Here is a 15,862-nt window from a genome sequence, read left to right as displayed (position 1 = left end):
CCACCTAGCCGCGCCGCTGGAGCGCGCGATCGACCCCGGCACGGAGCGGTGCCGGAGCCGATCACGGATGCCGCAGCGGATAGGGATGGGCCGGAGGGTGGTCGACCCGAAGGTGTGGGCGCCACAGGGTGAGGCACTGCGCGCTGGGTACGAACAGACCGTCAGGCAAGGAGTCCAGAGGCCACCAGCGCCAGTCGCCCACAGGTTCGCCGGGCCGGTCACCGGGCTCGCCGGCCCAGGCAGCGACGACGGCGACGACCGTGAGCCGTAGGACGTCGGCGACGGAGTCCAGCAGCACGCCCTCCAGGCGCACGTCGGCCTCCCGGGCGGTGAGCCCGGTCTCCTCGGCGAGCTCGCGGACGACGGCTGCGGTCAGCGACTCGCCCGGCTCGACGGACCCACCGGGCAACTCGTGCGTGCCGCGGCGGTGGCGGCCCAGCAGCACCCGGCCGTCGCGGTGGAGGACGATGCCGACGCCGATCGCCGCGTGCGGCACCGGCGGACGGTTCGCCCGCGGCCGGCTGGTCACCCGACGCTCACTGCCGTCGACCGTCCCCGGCTGCTGCTCCACCTGCACGGTGCGCGGCCCGGTGCCGGCCACGTGCTGCGAAAGGGCGCGGTGCAGCTCGATCGCCTCCCGGGCGCCGTGGGCCAACCGCAGGTCCGGCAGCTTGGCGTGGTCGAACCAGTGGAGCAGGATCCCCTCACTCAGCGGCAGCGCGGCGGCGTCGCCGTCCCAGTGCCCGAGGAAGACCTGGATGCGCCGGGCGGGGGAGTCCACCACGGTGAAGGGCCGGAGGTCCGCGATGGACAGTCCCGCCTCCTCCTTCAACTCGCGGACGATCGCCTCCCGGAGGCTTTCGGCGCCCTCCGGCGCACCGCCCAGGAAGGCGAAGGTGAAGGGCTCGGCAATGGGCCGGTCGTCGCGCAGGTGGAGCAGATACTGGCCGGCGCGGTTGACGATGAGGGCTGCCGTGCCGGTCCGAGGCGTGGTCATCATGCGGCTCCGTCGTGTCGGTGTACGACGGTCAATCTGCCGCACCGCGAGGGCGGTCCGCACGCCCGACGCTTCGATCACGCTGCCGGAGCAGCCCTCGTACGACGTCGAAAGGGGGTGACCCGATCGTGCCCGCCGGCGTCGCCCGGTGGCCCGGACCTCGGCCGACGCTCGGACTCGCGCCGGTCGTGGCCCGGGCCCGTCCGCTCTCAGGGAGCGCAGACGACGCCCTTGCACTGGGCGGCCTGACCGTTGCGGCTCGCCCGGTTGCCGCCGGCGTCGATGTTGCCCGGGTCGGCGGAGAGCCCCCAGCCCTTGTTGTTGCGGGCGGTGTTCCCCTGGAGGGTGTGCACGGACTTGGACACGATGGTGCCGTCGCCGTTGTTGGCGTTGGTGGTGTTGCCCACCAGGGCGTTGCCGGACGCGGCCGGCGCGTCCCCGACGACGTAGATCCCGCGTGAGCCGTTGCGGTCGGCCTGATTGAGCTCCACGTCGTTGTTGATCGACTGCGCCAGGCTGATGCCGTCGCCCGTGGTGTCGCTCGCGATGTTGGACCGGATCAGGTTGTTGTTGGCGAACCTGAGCTCGATGCCGCCGGTGTTCCGGCTGACGTCGTTGCCGGTGACCGTGGTGTGGTGGGCCGACTGCAGGACGATGCCGCTGTCGCCGCTGCCCCGGAGGTCGTTGGAGAGGAGGCGGTTGCCGTTGGAGTCGGAGACGGTTAGCCCGGCGTCGGCGTTCTGGCTGGACGAGTTCCCCTGGACGAGGTTGTTGTTCGAGCCGAGTTGCAGACGGATCGCGGCGTCGCTGCTGCCGCCCACGGTGTTGGTCAGCAGGGTGTTCCCGCTGGAGCCCGCGAGGACCAGGCCGGCGTCTCCGCTGCCGCTGATCCGATTGCCCTCCAAGCGGTTGTCGGCGGAGTTCTCGACGAAGACGCTCACGCCCCGGTTGGCGCTGATCGTGTTGTTGACGACCGCGGCGCCTCTCGTGCCGCCGGTTAACGTCACCCCTCTTTGGGCCTGCCGCTCGATCAGGTTGTTCCGTACTTGGGTGTTGGTGTCGGCGCCGTTGAGTTCGATGCCGCCGAACTCGTTGTTCTGGACGGCGAGCTTTTCCACGACACCACCCGACGTGCCGGGGTTGAGTCGTACTCCGTAGTCGAATTCCTGCACCCGGGCCTGCGTGCTGCTGCTGTTGGTGAGGGTGACGCCGTCGAATCCGTCGTTGCGGATGCCGACGCCCAAACCGATGCCGTCGACGGTGTGCCCGTTGAGGTCCACGGTGATGCCGCCGGCGCCGACGACGAGGCCGTCGCCGGGGCAGTTGAGCAGACTGGCTTGGAGAACGACGCTGGTCGTGACCGTCTGACCGCAGGAGAGCGGTGCCGCGTGCGCCGGTCCTGCCGGCAGCACCACGCTGAACAGTGCGATGGCTCCAGTCGCCGCGAACCACCCCGACGACAGTGTTTTGACGTTGCGAATCATGCCGTGGCTCCTCTTCCCGTGACTCATGCGGCCAGCCACGCGGGCCGGTTTACGGGGCCCAAAGGCTGAGCCGAGGCGGAGCGACCGCCCATGGCCCAGCGTTGAGTGAAAGCACACGAATGGCCACGCCTCGGCGAGGAATGACCTAAGGCCGGGGAAGATTGACTGAATCATCCGGATTCTTGTTGGCCGATTGAGGCTCAACTCCGCCGCGACGGGCAACGCGACCCCCCTTCGCGGAGTCCTTCCTGCCGACGTAGTCGACCGAAGGAGCCGAAGATGTCAGCAGGTACGGTCCGCACGGCGCTGGTCGCGGCGGTGGCGGCACTCGCCACCGGCGCGCTGGTGGCACCCGCCGCCGCGCACTCCAACGCAGGGGGTGGCGACCGGCACGGAGCCACCCAGCGGGCGCTCGAACAGGCGGTGCGGGACGGTGTCCCCGGCGCCGTGGCCCAGTCCCGGGACCGGTCCGGAAGCTGGAGCGGCACCGCGGGCGTCGGCCAACTGAACACCGGAAAGGAGCGCAAGGCCCAGGACCGCTACCGGATCGGCTCCATCACCAAGACCTTCGTCGCCACCGTGCTGCTCCAACTGGAGGCGGAAGGACGCCTCGACCTCGACGACACCGTGGAGCGCTGGCTCCCCGGCGCCGTCCGGGGCAACGGCCACGACGGCCGGCACATCACCCTGCGCCAACTCCTCAACCACACCAGCGGCATCTACAGCTACACCTCTGACCCCGGCTTCCAAACGAAGGTCTTCGGCGAGGGCTTCCTCCAGCACCGCTACGACACCTGGACCCCCGACCAACTGGTCCGCCTGGCGATGCAGCACAAGCCCTACTTCGCCCCCGGCGCCGGCTGGCAGTACTCCAACACCAACTACATCCTCGCCGGCATGGTCATCAAGCAGGCGACCGGCCGGAGCTACGAGAGCGAGATCGAACGCCGAATCCTGCGCCCGCTCCAACTCCGCGCCACCTCCGTCCCCAGAACCGACCCCCGAGTGCCGGCCCCCGCGAGCCGCGCCTACTCCCCGCTCTCCACCGACCCGGGCGCGAAGGTCCGCGACGTGACCGAGCTGAACCCGACCCTGGCCGGCGCGGCCGGCGGCATGATCTCCGACTCGAAGGACCTCCAGACGTTCTTCCGCGCCCTGCTGAAGGGCGGCCTGCTGCCGCCCGAGCAGCTGAACGCCCTGACCACGACCGTGCCGGTCGACCCCCAGCAGCCGGAGTACCGCTACGGCCTCGGCCTCCAGTCCTCCCGACTGAGCTGCGGCAAGGAGGTCTGGGGCCACGGCGGCGGCATCCACGGCTCCCAGTCCGAGGCGTTCGTCACCCGGGACGCGAGCCATTCGCTGGCGTTGAACTTCAACGGGGACTGGGCGGGGGACAGCGGGAAGGTGATCGAAGCGGAGTTCTGCAGGTAGCCGCGAACGTTCACCTCTGCGCGGCGCAGTAGATCTCCTTGCTCACCGCGCTCCAGCCGGGCCCGCCGTCCGATCGGCGACGGGCCCGGCCTCCTGAGAGCAGCGAGAGAAGGTCGCGATGGAGGCGTCGAACGAATCGACCCGGCGGCCATCCTCGTCTCTCGTCGTGCCAGCACAGAAGATCGGCCCACGCCGTACAGTCGGACGCGTGAACGACACAACAAAGAGAGCCCCTGCCGGGCTGGTTGCGGTCACGGGAAGCTCGGGCCGAGTCGGAGCGGCTATTGCTGCGGCACTCGACGCCGCCGGCTGGGTCGTCCGCGGCGTGGACAGGATCCCCGGCCGTTGGACGAACGTCGCCGGCGACCTGCGGGACCGGTCCGTGCAACTGTCCGCGTTGGAGTCGGCCGATGCTCTGGTCCATGCCGCCGCGCTGCACGCCCCGCACGTCGGACGCCTGCCCGACGAGGAGTTCCGTGCCGTGAACGTCGATGCGACAGCCGGCCTACTCGACGAAGCTGGCCGCCTCGGCGTCCGGCGGGTCCTCTACATCAGCAGTACGAGCGTGTACGGACACGCGCTGGTACCCACCGACCGCGCGGTCTGGGTCGACGAGCAACTCACACCACTGCCCCGGGACATCTACGACGAGACCAAACTGGCCGCCGAGGACCTGGTCGCCGCCAGCGCCACTTCCTCAATCACGCTGCGCATAGCCCGCTGCTTCCCTGAACCACTCCCCGTGCTCGCCCGCCACCTGCTGCATCGGGGAGTCGACGTGGCCGACGTGGCGGCGGCAGGAGTCCTCGCTGTTACGCACTCCACCGTGACCGGCCGGTTCAACATCTCAGGACCGCAACCGTTCCACCGAGCAGACTGCCTCGCCCTCCACCACGACGCGAGCACGGTCCTCGCCCAACGAGCCCCGGACGTCCTCCAGGCGTTCCGAGACCGGGGGTGGCCAGTGCCCGACCGCCTGGACCGGGTGTACGACTCGACCGCCGCCACCAACGCGTTCGGATACCGCCCCGAACGCGGAGTTCGGCAACTACTGCGCGATGTGGCACGCGGCCCGGGCCATGAGTGACCAGACGGCTGAGAGCTTGTGATCGCGTTCGCGGCAACCTGGGAGAGGGCGTCCCCGTCCCGAGAACGGAGGCCGTCCGGTGAGAAGGCGGTGCAACGGACAGCCCACAGAAGTAGAGGTTGGACGCGGGCCCGAACTGAGTGCCGCCCGCCTGCTGCGGCAACATCCACGGCGCGCTCCACCGCCGCCGCGCGGTGTGGTTCAAGAAGTACTGATCAAGCTCGACGAGGAAGTACCGCAAGACCTCGACGTCCACCTGATCCTGGACAACCACGTCACCCACAAGATCCTGGCAGCACTCGACCCCGGTCAGCACTTCACTGGGAGTTCCGCGGCCGAACACGGTCGTGTGCGGCTACCGTGTCGGGTGTCGGAAGGAGAGCGTCATGGCGGAGCGATTGCGCACCTGGGTGGACGGCCGGGAGGTCGACGTCCCCAGCACCATCCCTGCGATCCGGGACGCCCTCCCGGCCGAGTTGCGGGCCGAATTCGACCTGGCCGTCAACACCGCTGGTGTGCACGAGATCCACGCCGTGGTACGGCACTGGATGTTCGAAGCCGTCCCCGACCCGCAGGCGGACGCGATCGAGGGCCGGCTGACGCGCGAAGAGGCCGAACGGCGCGGCGCCGCGTGAGGTACCGGATCACCTACGCCCCGCCGGCCGACGACGCCCTGCGGAAGATGAGCGGACGGACCGAGTTCGAGGCTGCGATGGCGCGCACGGTCGGCCGGAATCCTTACGGGCACGGCTCCAGCCCCGTGGCCGGTGACCGGGACCGGCGGGAAGCCACCGTCGGCACCGCGATCATCCGGTACGTCGTCTCCGTCACGGTCCTGACCGTCACCGTCGTCCGGCTCATCACCCTCTGACGACTCCATCCGGCTCGCGTAGGGGGCGGTGTGCTCCCCGCGTGAAGGTGACCGATTACGGTGAACAGGCCCTCGAAGCAGTCAAGGCCCTCACCCCGCCCTGCCGGCGCCGGACCCAGCCCTCCACCTGCCGGACATCGAAATGAACGGGCCCCGGTATCAGCGAGAATCAGGTCCGTACTCTGGTCATGACGCATTCCTGACACCTGGCTTCCTTGTGGCTGCTGCCTGCCGAATGCCAGAGTGAAGAGATCCAGCAACTGCCTTCACGTAAAAGGGAGTTCGGTGAATTCTCGTATCACTTCCAAGCTTGCTGCCCTGTTCATTAGCACGGCCAGCACTGTTGCCCTGATGGCGGCGGGCGCAGCCCCGGCCGGTGCGGCGGCGGTGCCGGTGGCGGATGAAGCGAATGGCGGTGGGTTCCGCGCCGTCACCGCAGGACAGGACGCGGAGGCGGCCGCCCGCGCCGCGGAGTTCCACGTCCGAACCCCGGCTGACACCCTGTGCACCGGCACCTGGACGCACTCGGTTTCCACCGTCCAGTTCCAACGTGCCTCGGGCGGCACGCTGGCGTGGAGCTTCAAACTCTCAAACGCCGCCAAGGCTGCGCTCGGACCGACCGTCACCGTGACCATGCCCTACGCGTACGTCAACGGTCGGGCGATCAATCCGCCGTACGGCCCGCACACCGAGCCCAACTGGTACAACTTCCACGGAAGCATCAAGGGCTACCAATTCATCGGTGGTGGCAGCGGCACCATCCAGACCGGGAACAAACTCACCTTCTACTGGTACCTGAAGGGTTCCCGGCCCAACAGCGCCGCCGACCGCTACATCACCTGCAAGGTGCCGACGCCCGGCAGCGGCTGACACCCCTCAGAAAGAAGAACCTCATGAACAGGCGCGGGAATCCCAGGCAACGGTTCGCCGTCCTGGGCGGCCGTCATGAATTCGAGGTCCTCGCGCTGGAACAGTCGCAGGAATCATTCACCCTCCACTACTCGGTCACGCCGCCGCTGCCGGACGACCAGGCCCCTCTCGCCCAGCCCGTGTACATGTGGTTGGAGGCAGTGGACGACCTCGGCAACCAGTACACCGACTTCGGCGGAGCCCGGGGCATGAGCCCGGACGGCAGCCGGACCGAAGGCAGCCTCTCCGGCCGGCCCGCCGTTCCGTCCGACTCCCGATCGCTGACAGTTCGGTTGGTCTTCATGAACGGCACCGACGAGAGCGGCTACGACCTGACGATCCCGCTGCCGTCGGAGTCCTGAGACCAGCACCACGGGCCGGATGGTAGTCGCCGGGCCGTCCTGAGCGGCGGCAGAGAAGGCGAAGGGGGCCCGCGTACGAGGGGCCCGAACCCGAAACCGGACCGGGATCGGGCCCCCGTGCGTCCGCTGAACGGGCCCTCAGTCGATCGCAGTCGCCCTTCGGACGCAGTCGCGGAGCAGGGCACGGCGCCGATCGTGGACGTCATCGGGTTCTTGGCTGCTGGCCGTGTAGACGTTGCTGACCGGCGACCAGGCCATGGACATGGCGATGACCACGGCCATGATGTCGAACGGGTCACCCGCGCGGATCCGCCCGGCGGCCTGAGCCTCGGCGATCGCTGTGAGTTTGCGGTCGTCGTAGTGCTGATGGGCCTCGACGAGGTGCCCGACGGGTCGGCGCTCCAGCCGCGTCCAGGTGGCCAGGCGAATGAGGTCGGGGCGGCGCAGGTATTCGTCGTAGAGACGGACGGCCCAGTCCGAGAGGTCGTCGGCGTCGATGGGCACGACGTTGGTGATGCGCTCCAGCGAGTCGAGGAAGATCGCGTCGAAGAGCTGTTCCTTGTCGCCGAAGTAGGCGTAGAGCTGCGCCTTGTTGGTGCGGGCCGCCATCACGATGCGCTCGATGCGCGCCCCGGCGATGCCGTGCTGGGCGAATTCCTCGGTGGCCGCGTCCAGGATGCGCTGGTACGTCGCGGCACCTCGTGAGGTCTGGGGCTGTTGCGGCATGCGACCACCCTACCAAACAGAACAGTTTGTTTACTTGCGGCCCCGGCGCCTCTACTCTTCCCTCAATAGACCGAACAGTTTGTTTAGGGAGTGTTGGCTGTGCGAACGACCACGGGATGGCAGGCGACCGGCCCGGACGCGCTGCGGCGCATCACGCTGGAACGCCGCGACTTGCGCCCCGACGACACCGCGGTGCGAGTGGACTACTGCGGTGTCTGCTACACCGATCTACACGCTCTGGACGCCCACGAGCCGGACCCGAACGCCCCCTTGGTGCCCGGCCATGAATTCACCGGAGTGGTGACCGAGGTCGGCTCCGAGGTGACCGCGTTCTCGGTCGGCGACCGCGTCGCCGTGGGCAACATCGTCGATTCGTGCGGCTCGTGCGCCATGTGCGAAGCGGGGCAGGAGAACTTCTGCCGCGCCTTCCCGACCCTGACTTACGGCGGCACCGACCGACAGGACGGCTCGACCACCCTGGGCGGCTATGCCCGCGAGTACGTCGTCCGAGAGGCATTCGCCTACCCGCTCCCCGCCAGCCTGGACCCCGCCGAGGCCGCCCCGCTGCTGTGCGCCGGCGTCACCGTCTGGGAACCCCTGCGGGCCCACGGGGTCGGTCCGGGGAGCCGCGTCGCCGTGGTGGGACTGGGCGGTCTGGGGCACCTCGCGGTCAAAATGGCCGTGGCGCTCGGCGCCGCCACAACCGTCGTCAGCCGTACGCGGGACAAGCGCGAAGACGCCCGCAGGCTCGGCGCTCAGGGTTTCCTCGCCTCCGCGGACTCCCGGCAGATGGCTGCGGCACGCGACAGCTTCGACCTGGTCATCGACACCATCTCCGCACCCCACGACCTCGCCCCGTACCTGAAGTTGGTGGCGATGGACGGCACGCTCAGCCTCCTCGGACACTTGGGCCCGCTCACCGTAGAGGCCATGGACCTGCTGGTGGGGCGAAAGAAGCTCAGCTCCGCAGGCAGTGGCGGACGCCCCGGGACGGCCGCGATGCTCCAGTTCTGCGCCGACAACGGCATCGCCGCCGATGTCGAAGTGCTGCCGTCGTCACAGGTGGGCACTGCATTCGACCGCCTCCGGAGGAACGACGTCCGGTACCGATTCGTGCTCGACATGTCCGACCTGGACTGACCTGAGTTGGGCGCGGAGACCGGCCGCGCCGTGCGTGTGGTCGTCGCCCCGATCAGGACGACGTCCATGCGCGAGCCAACTCGACGACGTGGTGCGCCCCCCCCGTGTACTGCTTCTCGCAGTCGGCTCCGGCGACGCGCCCTCGCCCGAGCACCGAGCGACCTGCGCCCCCTGGTGCCTACTCGGAGAGCCCCAACCCCTCCGAGCGGCCGCCCGCCGGCGGTTCCCGTGGAGGGGGCGACCGAACGGACTATCACGTGCTGGGAAACCTCAACGGGGTGACGAACGTGAGAGGGAGCGAGAGGGAAACACCAGCCACAGGGGGGTACGAATGACGGAAGCACGTAGACGTGATGTGTTCGACTGGCTCTTCGCCGGAGGGGCGTGTCTGGTCGGGTTGGCGGGGGCCGCCAGCGCGGGGCTGGCGGTCGCGGGATGGGTCCATCTCGGGTCCGAACGGACACTGCGGGGCGGAGTCCGGATCGCCGACGGCCCGGGGTCGGGGTTCTACGCCGTTGCCATGGCATTCGGAGCCGTCTGGCTGATCGGACTGGCCAACGTCGTCTTCAGCGACCTCAACAGAAGCTGGCACCTACCGCGCGACCTACTGATCCCGACCCTGGTCACCACCGCGGCGGGCCTGTTGGGCAGCGCGGTCCACCTGATGGCGCTGGGCCAGCAGACCCGGCACGTATGGGGAGCGGTCTGCCTGGTCGTCGCCGGGGTGGCGCTTCCCTCGCTGATGTGGTGGCGCGACCGGATCGTCCAGCGGCGGCTTCAGGAACGGCGGGCTGAGGCCGCGCGGAGGGCCGAACGGGAACGTCGCCGCCGCCAGCGCCGCCCGCACGCAGGCCGCTGATCCCGGTGCGGTGACCGTCCCCAGATCAGATGCCCTCCAAGAGTTGAGGGGTTCGTAGGATCATCGCGTGGACTGGCTGACGCTTCTCTCCACACTCCTCGGTGCCGTTGTCGGGGTCGGCTCGACCCTGCTGGCCGACCGGGCCCGCTGGGGCCGCGAGATCCGGTCCCAGGCGCTGGAACACCGACGCACGCTCTACGGCGAGTTCCTCACCACCCTCAACCTCGCCCAGGAATCCCTGTTCGCGGTCGCCTACGGTCGTCACCCGGCCGAGCTGACACGAGATCTCGCCGCGCGTGCCGTATTCGGTGAGCACCAGGTCTACGCGGTCAGGGAACGAGTCGTGCTGTCGGGCCGTGAGTCCGTCGTGGCCGCCGCCGACCTGGCGTTCAACCACTTGAAGGCGTTCCGCGACGTCGTTGGGTCCGGTGCCCGGCCCGATTCGCCGGAACTCGCGGAAGCCATCCACGCCTACGGAACCGTCCTGCGCGAACTGCGCCATGCCATGCGGGACGAACTCGGCGAACCCCGCCTGGAGACGGACGTCTCCAACTGACGCTGATTCCCCACCGGCGTCGTTGCGCGTTAGCCGGGCCAGTCGCAGTTCTCATCGCGGGTGATGGGCCGCTTGGAACCGGAGCTCAATCGCCCCGACAACGGCCCCGTGAGACTTGGCCACGATGACGCTCGGACCCTCAAGCGGGCAGGGCCCCGGCTATCACTCGTCTCGTTGGAAAATGGAAGCCGCAATACCGCCGAGAATTCGCCCCGAGCGATGCGACGGATAGACGGGGGCCACTGAGGAATCCCAACCGAGCCGATGTCTCCTCCGCTGCTGACTCGGCCATCCCGCGTGGAAGCGTACGGGCGCAAGCAGTCGGTCCTCGGGCCGGCCACTACGGATCACACTGCTGCGTGGGCATCGGGCGATCCTTACTGGAAGCGGCGCAAATACCCCGTGAGAAAAATCTAACACTGCTCATCCCTGTTGTTACTCGGTAGCGTTACAGGGGTGAGCAGTGCACCGATGCACCCAGTCGGCGTTGCCTCTGCGACGTCGTGGACGCCGATCACGGACTCAACAGACCCCTGTTCCATGTATGTGAGGTGCAGTTCGCCGCTTCGCCGCAGTTGGCCACGGAGCCCGAGACCGCGAGATGGGGCGCTTCGCCTGAAGGTGAAGCCGCGTGTGGAGCCTATGGGGACCCTTGCGACGAACGAACTCTGACTCCACCACCGTAGTTCCTGGAGGGATGCGTGTTACGTACGGCATTTGCAGCTGCAGGGCTCATTTCCGTTGACCTCGCTCCCACCCTGAATCGGTCGAGTCGCCCTTGTACCTGCCGCCGGCTCGCTTCTTTTGCGTTCCAGTTGCCCAGTTGATGGTCTTTATGTCTACCAGGACAGCAATTTCGGAGAAGGCGGGATCTCCATCGATGTCTATGGTGAAACCACTTCACTCTGCGCGGTCCCCACGTGTTTTCTGATGGTGAGCGGCGTCGCCTGTGGCCCGGTTGGTCGCCCAGCGGTTCGCGGCGAATGGCTACGCCAAGGGCGTGGCCATCGCGAGGATGACCAACCGTGGGGAATCCTGCCGGTTGCACCGATACGCGACGGCCGAAGGTGCCGTCGTGGAGTTCCGTTCCGCGCCCTGCGCACTGCGCATTCCATGGCCAATGCGCAGACCTGATCGTTCGACACACCCCGGGGACCCGTGGGCGATCGGTCGGCAATGGGACTTCCCGTCCAAAGTGATGCCCCTGCCTGCCTGCCCACCTATCTGGCCACGCCCCGCTTTTCGGCGTCACGGGATTCGGCGTGGTCGGTTGTGAACGATCGACGTTGACTGGCTTCCGCTGTCCGCAGCATGCGGCAAGGCCAGGTCGGCCGCGTTCTCGCCACAACAGCACGGAGACATTGAGGAGTTGCTCGATGATCTGTAGCGATGTGTAGCACGCCCCGCTGAAGAGCCCGCCGCCGTGGGCGGTGCCGAGAAGTGGCTACCGGAGTTCACCCGGCTCTGACGGTCCGCTGGGCCATTCCGCCGTGCCCGTCTCCCATGACGGACGTCGACGGCCACGTACGTCCACGCCCGGCAGAGCCCCATTCGCATCCATCCGAAGGGTTCACCTGTGCCGAAATCCCTCACGACGACCGTCCCCGCACCCACGACTCCATCCGTACTCGCACCCGCATCCGAGCCAGCATCAGCCGGCGGCTTCACCCCGCTGCCGTACACGCCCAACTGCCGTCGACTCCTGCATGACGCCGACCACCTGCTGATCGGAGTGAGCCCGGGCAACGGCTACTTCAGCATCCCCACCCTCACCCGAATGTTCCGCTGGGCCCATGCCACATTCCGTCAGGTGGACGTCATCGTCCCCGACCGCTCTTTGGCGTCCAACTACCGTGCCCAGGGCTATTCGGAACAAGCGGCACGCAAGAAGGCCCGGACGGAAGTGTCCTGTGTCCGTAGGCGCATCCGACGTGCTTGGGAGCGTAGCGAGGTCCCCGAGGAGCGCCAGCGCACCCATCTGCTGTCCGATTTCGCGGAGACCGATGCCTACCAGCAACTGCATCTGCGTGTTGGGAACGCGCTCGCCGGCGACGAACGGATACGTGCGATCTGCCGGAGCATCTCCGCCCGAGCCGTCCCCATGACGGCAGCCGGTTCGGGGACAGTAGCCGGACCCGGGACCGCAGCCGGGGCCGCTGACGACAGTGCTGCCACTGCCTTGGCCCTGGAGTACCTCGTCGACGAACTGCCGTTCTTCATGGACACCCCGGGCATCCTCGGTGTCCCGTCGTCATTGGTCAGCTACCACGCGCCGGTCGGGTTCGCCGATCTGCTGTACGCCGAGCCCGGCCCCCTGCACGCCGCAACGAACCAGGGCTTCATCCTCCTCAAGGACCACGCGACGCAGCACTGACCCACCCCCGGCACGTGAAGGAGCTTCATACCGTGACCACCGCACAAGGCCCCCTCACCTTCCCCTTCCACGACTGGAGTCAGGAGCTGTCACCGCTCCACAAGCAGTTGCGCGAAGCCGACGCACCGGTCTGCCCCGTCGTCTCCGAATACACCGGGGACCAACTGTGGCTCGTCACTCGATACGCCACCGCGAAACGGCTGTTGGAAGACCCGCGGTTCAGCTCGACCGCCGCGATGGCCCCCGGCGCTCCCCGCCAGGAGCCCGTGGAACTGCGCGCCCCCGGTACCACCGGCGACGGAGTGTCGGTCCTGCGTGAAGCGGGCCTGCGTTCGGTCTTCACCGAGGGCATCGGTCCACGTGCGGCCCGGCGCCACGGCAAGTGGCTCCGTCATCGGGCCGACGCACTGCTGCGCGACCTGGCTGAGCGCGGAGGGCCCGTCGATCTTGCGGCGGACTTCGTACAACCGTTGGCGGTGGCGATGACTTCGCGTGTCCTGCTCGGTGAACTCAGCACGGAAGAGGCTGCGCTGCTGCGTGATCGGACGGATCTTGCTCTCCAGTTCTGCGGCGCCACTGCGGAGGAGCAGCGTCAAGGACTCATCGACATCCACCGGTTCTTCACCGTGCACGCTCGCCGACTGGCCGACGGACCGGGCGACCATTTGTTGAAGCGGCTCGCCGAGGCCCCGGCGAAGGCTGGCCCGCTCGGCGACGCCGCGCTCTCCGAGATCGCCGCCTTGCTGTTGATCGCCGGGTACCCCACCTCCTCGGGGTTTCTGTGTGGTGCTTTGATCACTTTGCTACGGCACCCGGAAACCGTCGCTCGGCTGCATCGCGATCCCGCGCTGATTCCGGACACTGTGGAGGAACTCTTACGGCACACACCGCTGTCAACCGGGGCCGCCAAGCGAATGGCCACGGAGGACGCGGACGTCGACGGTGTGCAGATTCGGGTGGGGGAGGTGGTGATGGTCTCGTTGGAGGCGGCCAACCACGATCCGGCGGCCTTTGACGACCCCGACTGCTTTATCCCGGACCGCCGGGGTCCGGGACATCTTGGCTTCGGCCATGGCTCGAATTTTTGCCCCGGCAATCGTCTGGCTCGTTGTCTGATTGACGCGTTGGTACGTGCGGTGGCCCGCCGGCCCGGGCTCCGCCTGACCGTGGATCCTGAAGAGATCCGTTGGCACGAGGGCCTCTTCTTCCGGCGCCCGAAGGCGATTCCCGCGTCCTGGTGACGCGTCTGCTGGCGTGTTGTACGTGCCCGTCCGTCATCGTGCCCGTGCTGTGCGGGTGTGACCGGTGGCGGACGGAGCAGGCGCCGGGCGGGTGGTTTGTCGAGGTTACGGTCCTATTCGGCTGTGTGTCTGTTGGGTTGGGGGGTGGGGTTTATTTTTTTGCAATGTGTTGTGTGGTTGGTTTCGGTGTATGAGTTGTGTATTGAAGCGGAGAGCGGGTGCAGGGCGTGGTCGGGCGTGGCTGGGGGTGGGGGTTGGATTGGCTGTGGTGTTGACGGCGCCGGCTCCCGCGTCGGCGATCAGCGGTGGCGAGCAGGCCAGCGAGGTGTATTCGTTCATGGTGTCTTTGCAGGGGCGTGCGGATGGTGAGCATTTCTGTGGTGGCGCGCTTATCGATCCGCAGTGGATTGTCACTGCGAAGCACTGTCTGGTGGATGGTGGCGGAGGGTTGATAGATCCCAAGTCTGTGCAGGTGAGGTTGGGTAGCAATGACCGTACTCAGGGTGGCGAGGTTCGCCGTGTGGCGCGTTTGGAGGTAACGCCTGGAGTTGAGATTTCCGGCCGGGAGGTTGCGTTGGTCAAGCTTGCGTCCCGAACTCAGGCTGCTCCTGCGGCGCTGCCTTCGAGGGAGCTGGCTCTTGGCGATGGGGTTCGCACGATTGGCTGGGGTGACCATGAGATTCCGGAGCCGGGCGATCCTTGGCCTCCTTTCCCGATTGTGTTGCGGCAGTTGGACACCTACATCGCCGACCCTCAGCGTTGTCGGGGGTTCGGTGGCGAGCCGATGGCTCCGAATGAACTGTGTGTTGCCGCCCTCCCGGGCGACGGCAGATGGCCGCAGACCACCCGTGCCGGCGATTCCGGCGGTCCGCTGTTGGTGAAGGACGATGGCATCTGGACCGTCTATGGAGTGGTTTCGCGCGGTACGTCTCCGGAGCAAAACTCCATTTTCGGATCCACCTACGACGCGCGACGGTGGATCGCTCGCGTCATGTCCCGCTGCTGATCGCCGAGGGGCTGCTGCGGACGTGGAACTCGGCCGTGGGGTGATCATTGCCTGTCAGGCGTGATGTCCTGACACGCGGCCGGCGGGCCTGGTTGGAGCCGTTGCCGACAGAACGCCATCTATGGGCTGTTCCGTGATCCCTGGCGGGGCGTGCGACGATGGCTACGGTGCTTTCCTTGTGCTCTGCGGGCGCGGTGGGATCCCCTCGCTGCGTTGTCGGAATCGCCACATGCATCAAGTATGTGGTGGCCCCTCTGCCTTGTGGTGCACTGCATCTGACGTCGCGCGCTGATCCGCCAGGGATGACGGGACGGCCTTTAGGCGCTGTGAGTCCGAATCGGTCACGGGTCAGGGGTGAGGTGCTGACCTGGGTGTATGTCTGGCGGTTGTCCCGGCCTGGTGAGGTGACGCGGTTTGCGGGGCCGTGGAGGGTGTAGGCGCATGCGATGTCCATGGCGTCGAACGATCTGTGCTTGCGTGGTCTTTGCTTCGGTGGCGGAGGGCGCGAGTCACTCCTGCTTGCGCAGGCATTAGTGGGCCTTGATGTCCTGCAGTGTCGATGTTGTCGAATCATCCCTGCACACTCTGGCTTCGTGCCACGCGGCCAGCTGCCGCCAGCACGTCATACCCGAGCCGAAACCCAGCTCCTGGGGCAGGTACTCCCACGGGATGCCGTTTGGGGTCGCTGTTCGGGTTTTGGGGTTGTTTGGTTGGGTTGGTTGTTTGTTTGGGGTGGTGGGTTGGTGGGTTTGTGGTGGGGTGGGGGTGGAGTGTTGTTGGAGTGTGGCTTTGTGGAGTTTTCGGGGTGGTCTGTTGGTT

At 67.6% G+C, this 15,862-nt stretch carries 15 protein-coding genes and 1 pseudogene; 12 read left to right on the top strand and 4 right to left on the bottom strand.

The genetic code is table 11. From position 1 onward, the window contains the following. Window positions 1-61: 61 nt before the first annotated feature. A complete protein-coding gene (locus ACH4E8_RS34825) occupies window positions 62-1,000 on the bottom strand; it encodes an NUDIX domain-containing protein (protein WP_398455692.1) in 939 nt (312 codons plus the stop codon). A 206-nt stretch (window positions 1,001-1,206) separates the two neighbouring features. After that, window positions 1,207-2,481 carry a right-handed parallel beta-helix repeat-containing protein gene (locus ACH4E8_RS34820; protein WP_398455691.1) on the bottom strand — a complete coding sequence of 425 codons (1,275 nt, stop codon included), beginning with the start codon at window positions 2,479-2,481 and terminating at the stop codon, window positions 1,207-1,209. 279 nt (window positions 2,482-2,760) lie between these two features. Between ACH4E8_RS34820 and ACH4E8_RS34815 the strand changes: the two genes are divergently transcribed. The 6 genes from ACH4E8_RS34815 to ACH4E8_RS34790 all read left to right on the top strand — a co-directional run bounded on the left by ACH4E8_RS34815 (window position 2,761) and on the right by ACH4E8_RS34790 (window position 7,141). Further along, window positions 2,761-3,912: a serine hydrolase domain-containing protein gene (locus ACH4E8_RS34815; RefSeq protein WP_398455690.1), complete on the top strand. Its 1,152-nt coding sequence runs from the start codon at window positions 2,761-2,763 to the stop codon at window positions 3,910-3,912. A gap of 208 nt (window positions 3,913-4,120) precedes the next feature. Continuing rightward, window positions 4,121-4,999 (top strand): NAD-dependent epimerase/dehydratase family protein, encoded by an 879-nt coding sequence (locus ACH4E8_RS34810; RefSeq protein WP_398455689.1) that lies wholly within the window; start codon window positions 4,121-4,123, stop codon window positions 4,997-4,999. 386 nt (window positions 5,000-5,385) lie between these two features. Continuing rightward, window positions 5,386-5,634, top strand: coding sequence for a hypothetical protein (locus tag ACH4E8_RS34805; protein ID WP_398455688.1), 249 nt, complete (start codon window positions 5,386-5,388; stop codon window positions 5,632-5,634). After that, entirely contained in the window at window positions 5,631-5,870 is a 240-nt protein-coding gene (locus tag ACH4E8_RS34800; RefSeq protein ID WP_398455687.1) for a hypothetical protein, read from the top strand. The genes ACH4E8_RS34805 and ACH4E8_RS34800 overlap by 4 nt, the downstream gene beginning before the upstream one ends. 285 nt (window positions 5,871-6,155) lie before the next feature. Next, entirely contained in the window at window positions 6,156-6,740 is a 585-nt protein-coding gene (locus tag ACH4E8_RS34795; protein ID WP_398455685.1) for a hypothetical protein, read from the top strand. Between the two features lie 23 nt (window positions 6,741-6,763). Continuing rightward, on the top strand, window positions 6,764-7,141 hold the full coding sequence (locus ACH4E8_RS34790; protein ID WP_398455684.1) for a hypothetical protein: 378 nt from the start codon (window positions 6,764-6,766) through the stop codon (window positions 7,139-7,141). A 138-nt stretch (window positions 7,142-7,279) separates the two neighbouring features. Here ACH4E8_RS34790 and ACH4E8_RS34785 read toward each other — a convergent pair whose 3' ends face one another. Next, a complete protein-coding gene (locus ACH4E8_RS34785; RefSeq protein WP_398455683.1) occupies window positions 7,280-7,867 on the bottom strand; it encodes a TetR family transcriptional regulator in 588 nt (195 codons plus the stop codon). A 99-nt stretch (window positions 7,868-7,966) separates the two neighbouring features. Here ACH4E8_RS34785 and ACH4E8_RS34780 point away from each other — a divergent pair, with 99 nt between their 5' ends. The 6 genes from ACH4E8_RS34780 to ACH4E8_RS34755 all read left to right on the top strand — a co-directional run bounded on the left by ACH4E8_RS34780 (window position 7,967) and on the right by ACH4E8_RS34755 (window position 15,043). After that, a complete protein-coding gene (locus tag ACH4E8_RS34780; protein ID WP_398455682.1) occupies window positions 7,967-9,007 on the top strand; it encodes an NAD(P)-dependent alcohol dehydrogenase in 1,041 nt (346 codons plus the stop codon). 520 nt (window positions 9,008-9,527) lie between these two features. After that, entirely contained in the window at window positions 9,528-9,866 is a 339-nt protein-coding gene (locus tag ACH4E8_RS34775) for a hypothetical protein (RefSeq protein ID WP_398455681.1), read from the top strand. Between the two features lie 67 nt (window positions 9,867-9,933). Beyond that, window positions 9,934-10,422: a hypothetical protein gene (locus ACH4E8_RS34770; RefSeq protein ID WP_398455680.1), complete on the top strand. Its 489-nt coding sequence runs from the start codon at window positions 9,934-9,936 to the stop codon at window positions 10,420-10,422. A gap of 1,576 nt (window positions 10,423-11,998) precedes the next feature. Then, on the top strand, window positions 11,999-12,796 hold the full coding sequence (locus tag ACH4E8_RS34765; RefSeq protein WP_398455678.1) for a tRNA-dependent cyclodipeptide synthase: 798 nt from the start codon (window positions 11,999-12,001) through the stop codon (window positions 12,794-12,796). Between the two features lie 32 nt (window positions 12,797-12,828). Next, window positions 12,829-14,037 carry a cytochrome P450 gene (locus ACH4E8_RS34760; protein WP_398455677.1) on the top strand — a complete coding sequence of 403 codons (1,209 nt, stop codon included), beginning with the start codon at window positions 12,829-12,831 and terminating at the stop codon, window positions 14,035-14,037. A 265-nt stretch (window positions 14,038-14,302) separates the two neighbouring features. Then, window positions 14,303-15,043, top strand: coding sequence for a S1 family peptidase (locus tag ACH4E8_RS34755; protein WP_398455676.1), 741 nt, complete (start codon window positions 14,303-14,305; stop codon window positions 15,041-15,043). A gap of 581 nt (window positions 15,044-15,624) precedes the next feature. On the opposite strand, the pseudogene ACH4E8_RS34750 reads toward ACH4E8_RS34755, so the two are convergent. Further along, window positions 15,625-15,717: pseudogene (locus tag ACH4E8_RS34750) on the bottom strand (IS5/IS1182 family transposase); the annotation flags it as partial. Between the last annotated feature and the right edge of the window lie 145 nt (window positions 15,718-15,862).

It is taken from the genome of Streptomyces sp. NPDC017979 (assembly GCF_044328175.1).
Taxonomy (GTDB): domain Bacteria; phylum Actinomycetota; class Actinomycetes; order Streptomycetales; family Streptomycetaceae; genus Streptomyces.
The sequence above is the reverse complement of the archived record's forward strand: the minus strand, read 5'-3'. Positions and strand labels throughout refer to the sequence as shown.